The sequence below is a fragment of the Streptomyces phytophilus genome (genome assembly GCF_013870535.1).
Classification (GTDB): domain Bacteria; phylum Actinomycetota; class Actinomycetes; order Streptomycetales; family Streptomycetaceae; genus Streptomyces; species Streptomyces phytophilus.
In genome coordinates this window covers 1-4,598 of the sequence record NZ_JACBXC010000430.1, presented here as the reverse complement: position 1 = coordinate 4,598, position 4,598 = coordinate 1, and the positions used below count along the sequence as shown (strand labels likewise).

Sequence of the window (4,598 nt, the reverse complement as noted above, 5' to 3'; positions counted from 1 at the left end):
CGGGGTGTGCTCGTAGATCCGTACGCCCGCGTCCAGGCACGCCTGCCGGAGCCCCCAGGCCAGCCGCGCCGGGTGGACCATGGCGACGCCGTCGCGGTCCCAGAGCCCGCCGAGGAACGTCGGCGAGTCGACCTCGGCGCGTACCGCGTCCCGGTCCATCAGCAGCAGCCCGTCGCCGAGCCCGCGGCGGGTCGCCTCCTCGGCGAACTCGCTCAGCTCGTCGAGCTGGTACGGCTCGGTGGCCACGGTGATCTCGCCGGTGCGCCGGAAGTCGCAGTCGATGCCGTACCGTTCGACGGCCGCGCCGATCGCGTCCAGGTTCTCGGCGCCCAGCCGCTCCAGGGTGGCGATCTCCTTGGGCCAGCGCTCCAGACCGTTGCCGAGGCCGTGGGTGAGGGAGGCGGCGCAGAAGCCGCCGTTGCGGCCGGAGGCCGCCCAGCCGCACTCGGCCGCCTCGATGAGGACGACGTCGCGGCCGGGGCCGCGCTCCTTGGCGAGCAGCGCCGTCCACAGCCCGCTGTAGCCGCCGCCGACGACGAGCAGGTCGGCCTCCTCGGCGCCGGTGAGCGCGGGCAGCGCCGCGGGCCGGCCGGGGTCGTCGAGCCAGTACGGGCGGGGGGCGGCGGACGCCAGGGAGCGCGCGGGGTCCGTCATGCCCGCGACCGCCGCCGCGCGCCGACGACCTGCCCGGCCACCACCAGCGCCAGGGCGGCCACGAACATCGCCGTGCCGATGACGTTCACCTGCACCGGGATGCCGCGCTGCGACGCGCCCCAGACGTACATCGGGAACGTGACCGTGGAGGGCCCGGCGTTGAACTGCGTGATGATGAAGTCGTCGAGGGAGATCGCGAAGCTGAGCATGGCCCCGGCGGCGATCCCCGGCGCCGCCAGCGGCAGCGTGACCCGAAGGAACGTCTGCAGCGGGCCCGCGTACAGGTCCCGGGCCGCCTCCTCCAGTTTCGGGTCCATGCTCGCCACCCGCGCCTTGACGGCGACGACGACGAAGCTCAGGCAGAACATGATGTGCGCGATGAGGATCGTCGTGACGCCGAACTCGATGCGCATGTTGAGGAACAGGGTGCCCAGCGAGGCGGCCATGACGACCTCGGGCATCGCCATGGGCAGGAAGATCAGCGAGTTGCCGGCGGCCCGGCCGCGGAAGCGGTGCCGGGCGAGCGCGAAGGCCGCGAGGGTGCCGATGGCGGTGGCGGCGACGGTCGCGGTGAGCGCGATCCGCAGGCTGAGGCCGACGGAGTCGCACATGCCGGCGACGCCGCAGGGGTCGCTCCAGGCGTCGGTGGAGAAGGACTGCCAGGTGTAGTTGTAGCGGCCCGCGGGGTCGTTGAAGGAGAAGACCAGCACGACGGCGTTGGGCAGCAGCAGGTAGACCAGCGCGAGCGTGCCGGCGATGACGACCAGGTGGCGGCGGACCCAGCGCATCACACCAGCTCCTCGGTGCCGGCCCGGCGGATGTACACCGTCACCATGATCAGGATCGCGGCCATCAGCAGGAACGACATCGCCGCGGCGGTCGGGTAGTCGAGCACGTTGAGGAACTGCTTCTGGATGGCGTTGCCGACCATCTGCTCCTTCGGCGAGCCGAGGAGCTGGGCGTTGATGTAGTCGCCGGAGGCGGGGATGAACGTCAGCAGCGTGCCGGCGACGACGCCGGGCATCGACAGCGGCAGCGTGACCCGGCGGAAGACGGTCAGCGGGCGGGCGTAGAGGTCCTGCGCGGCCTCGTGCAGGCCCGGGTCGACGCGCTCCAGCGAGGTGTACAGCGGCAGGATCATGAACGGCAGGAAGTTGTACGTGAGCCCGCACACGACCGCGAGCGGGGTGGCGAGCAGCCGGTCGTCGGTGGTCAGGCCGAGGGTGGCGGTGACGTCGAGGACGTGCAGGGTGTCCAGGGCGCCGACGAGCGGGCCGTTGTCGGACAGGATCGTCTTCCAGGCCAGCGTACGGATGAGGAAGCTGGTGAAGAACGGGGCGATGACGAGGACGAGGAGTACGCCCCGCCAGCGCCCGGCGCGGAAGGCGATCATGTACGCGAGCGGGTAGCCGATGGCGAGGCAGAGGACGGTGGCCGCGGCGGCGTAGCCGAAGGAGCGGGCGAAGTGCTCGGCGTACTGGTCGAGCGCCTCGGTGTAGTTGGCCCACCGCCAGGTGACCTCGAAGCCCTCCTCGAAGGAGCCGGACTGCACGGAGGTCGACGCCTGGTAGACCAGCGGCGCGGCGAAGAAGACCAGCAGCCACAGCGCGGCGGGCAGCAGCAGCCAGTACGGGGTGAACCGGCGGCGCGGGGGCGGGGGTTCGGGCGCGTCGGGCGTCGCCTCCGGCGGGGCGGCGAGCGCGGTCACGGGGCCTCCTCGCCCGTACCCGCGTCGTCCAGCGTCCCGGCGAGGAGGGACTCGTCGCCGTCGAGGCCGAAGGTGTGCGCCGGGTTCCAGTGCAGGACGACCCGCGCGCCCGGTACGAGCCGGGGGTCGCGCTCGACGTTCTGCACGAAGACCGACAGCTCGGGGCAGACGGGGCTGTCGACGAGGTACTGGGTGGCGGCGCCCGTGAAGGAGGCGTCCACGACCGTGCCGGGAATCCGGTTGCGCCCGTCGGGGACCGCGCCGTCCACGGCGGCGTCGCGGTGGGCGAGGGAGATCTTCTCCGGCCGCATCCCCGCGAGCACCCGCGTGCCCACGGCGGTCGACCGCGCGCGGCAGCGGGCCGCGGGCAGCGCGAGCTTGACGTCGCCGGCGGCGGACAGCAGCAGGTCCGCGCCGGCGGTGCCGGCTATCTCGGCGGCGATCAGGTTGGACTGGCCGAGGAAGTTGGCGACGAAGGAGCTCGCGGGATCCTCGTACAGGTCGACGGGCGTGCCGAGTTGCTCGACCCGTCCGGCGTTCATCACGGCGATGGTGTCGGCCATGGTCATGGCCTCCTCCTGGTCGTGCGTGACGTGCACGAACGTGAGGCCGACCTCCGTCTGGATGCGTTTGAGCTCCAGCTGCATCTGCCGGCGCAGCTTCAGGTCGAGGGCGCCGAGCGGCTCGTCGAGGAGCAGCACCTCGGGCCGGTTGACGATCGCGCGGGCCAGCGCCACGCGCTGCTGCTGGCCGCCGGAGAGCTGGTGCGGCTTGCGGCGCGCGAGGTGGGCCAGCTCGACCAGCTCCAGCGTCTGCTGCACGTCCTTGGCCACGGACCGGATGCCGCGGCGGCGCAGCCCGAAGGCGACGTTGTCGTGGACGTCGAGGTGGGGGAAGAGGGCGTAGCTCTGGAAGACGGTGTTGACCTTGCGCCGGTGCGGCGGAAGGGCGGTCACGTCGTCGTCGCCGAGGCGTACGGTGCCGGTGGTGGGCTGCTCCAGGCCGGCGATCATCCGCAGCGTGGTGGTCTTGCCGCAGCCCGAGGCGCCGAGGAGGGCGAAGAACGAGCCGCGGGGGACGGTGAGGTCCAGGGGGTGCACGGCGGTGACGTCGCCGAACTTCTTGCTGATCCCGGTGAGCGTGACGCCCGCCCGCTGCTCGGCCACCGCGCTCACGCCCCGATCACCTTGGACCACTTGTCCTGGTAGGCGGTCTCCTTGTCGTCGTTCATCGACATGAAGACCTGGCCCTTTTCGATCATCTGCCGGTCGGGGAAGATCAGCGGGTAGTCGGCGAGCGACGCGTCGATCTTCTTCATCTCGGCGCGGGCGCCGACGACGGGGCAGATGTAGTTGACCCAGGCGGCCAGTTCGGCGGCGACGTCGGGCCGGTAGTAGTAGTCGATCAGCTTCTCGGCGTTGGTCTTGTGCCGGGCCCTGGCGGGGACGAGCAGGTCGTCCGTGGCGTAGAGGTAGCCCTTGGCGGGGATCACGAACTCGATGTCGTCCGTGTCCAGCTGGAGCTGCACGATGTCGCCCGCCCACGCCAGGCAGGCGGCGATGTCGCCCTTGACCAGTTCCTCGGTGTAGTCGTTGCCGGTGAAGCGGCGCAGCTGGTCGTCGTCCACGGCCTTCTGGACCCGGGCGAGGGCGGCGTCGAAGTCGTCGTCGGTGAACTTCGTCGGCGACTTGCCCATGTCGATGAGCGTCATCCCGATGGTGTCCTGCATCTCGGTGAGCAGCGACACCTTGCCCTTGAGCGCGTCGTCCTCCATCAGCTGCGCGACGGAGGAGACCTCGCGGCCCCCGGTGGCCTTCTTGTTGTACGCCACGACCGTGGCCAGCCCCGCCCACGGCATGGTGAACTGCCGCCCCGGGTCGTGCGCGGCGTTGCGGAAGCGCGGTTCGAGGTTGACGTTGGCGTGCGGCAGGTTGCGCGGGTCCAGGCGCTGCGCCCAGCCGTTCCGGATGAGCCGGCCGGCCATGAAGTCCGACAGGCACACGAGGTCGCGCCCGGTGTCCTGGCCGGCGGCGAGCTGCGGTTTGATGCGGCCGAAGAACTCGACGTTGTCGTTGACGTCCTCGGTGTACGCGACGCGGATGCCGCTGCGCTCCTGGAAGCGCTCCAGGGTGGGGCGGACGTTCTCGTTCTCGTCGTCGACGTCGATGTACAGCGGCCAGTTGGAGAAGGCGAGTTCCTTCTCCTTCGCGGAGTAGTCCCTGGCCGCGGCGGCTTC

General features: G+C 71.2%; 5 protein-coding genes. All 5 read right to left on the bottom strand.

Features of this window, described 5'->3' with window-relative positions; translation table 11 throughout:
- Window positions 1-654: NAD(P)/FAD-dependent oxidoreductase (locus H5J30_RS18530; RefSeq protein ID WP_181788531.1), on the bottom strand; the 654-nt coding region annotated here is incomplete at its 3' end.
- Complete coding sequence (locus tag H5J30_RS18525; RefSeq protein WP_181788530.1) at window positions 651-1,442, bottom strand: ABC transporter permease; 792 nt, start codon at window positions 1,440-1,442, stop codon at window positions 651-653. The genes H5J30_RS18525 and H5J30_RS18530, both read right to left, overlap by 4 nt.
- Entirely contained in the window at window positions 1,442-2,362 is a 921-nt protein-coding gene (locus H5J30_RS18520; RefSeq protein ID WP_181788529.1) for an ABC transporter permease, read from the bottom strand. The genes H5J30_RS18525 and H5J30_RS18520 overlap by 1 nt, the downstream gene beginning before the upstream one ends.
- Window positions 2,359-3,537: an ABC transporter ATP-binding protein gene (locus tag H5J30_RS18515; protein WP_181788528.1), complete on the bottom strand. Its 1,179-nt coding sequence runs from the start codon at window positions 3,535-3,537 to the stop codon at window positions 2,359-2,361. The genes H5J30_RS18520 and H5J30_RS18515 overlap by 4 nt, the downstream gene beginning before the upstream one ends.
- Window positions 3,534-4,598 (bottom strand): polyamine ABC transporter substrate-binding protein (locus tag H5J30_RS18510; RefSeq protein WP_181788527.1); only part of this gene is annotated, 1,065 nt, incomplete at its 5' end. The genes H5J30_RS18515 and H5J30_RS18510, both read right to left, overlap by 4 nt.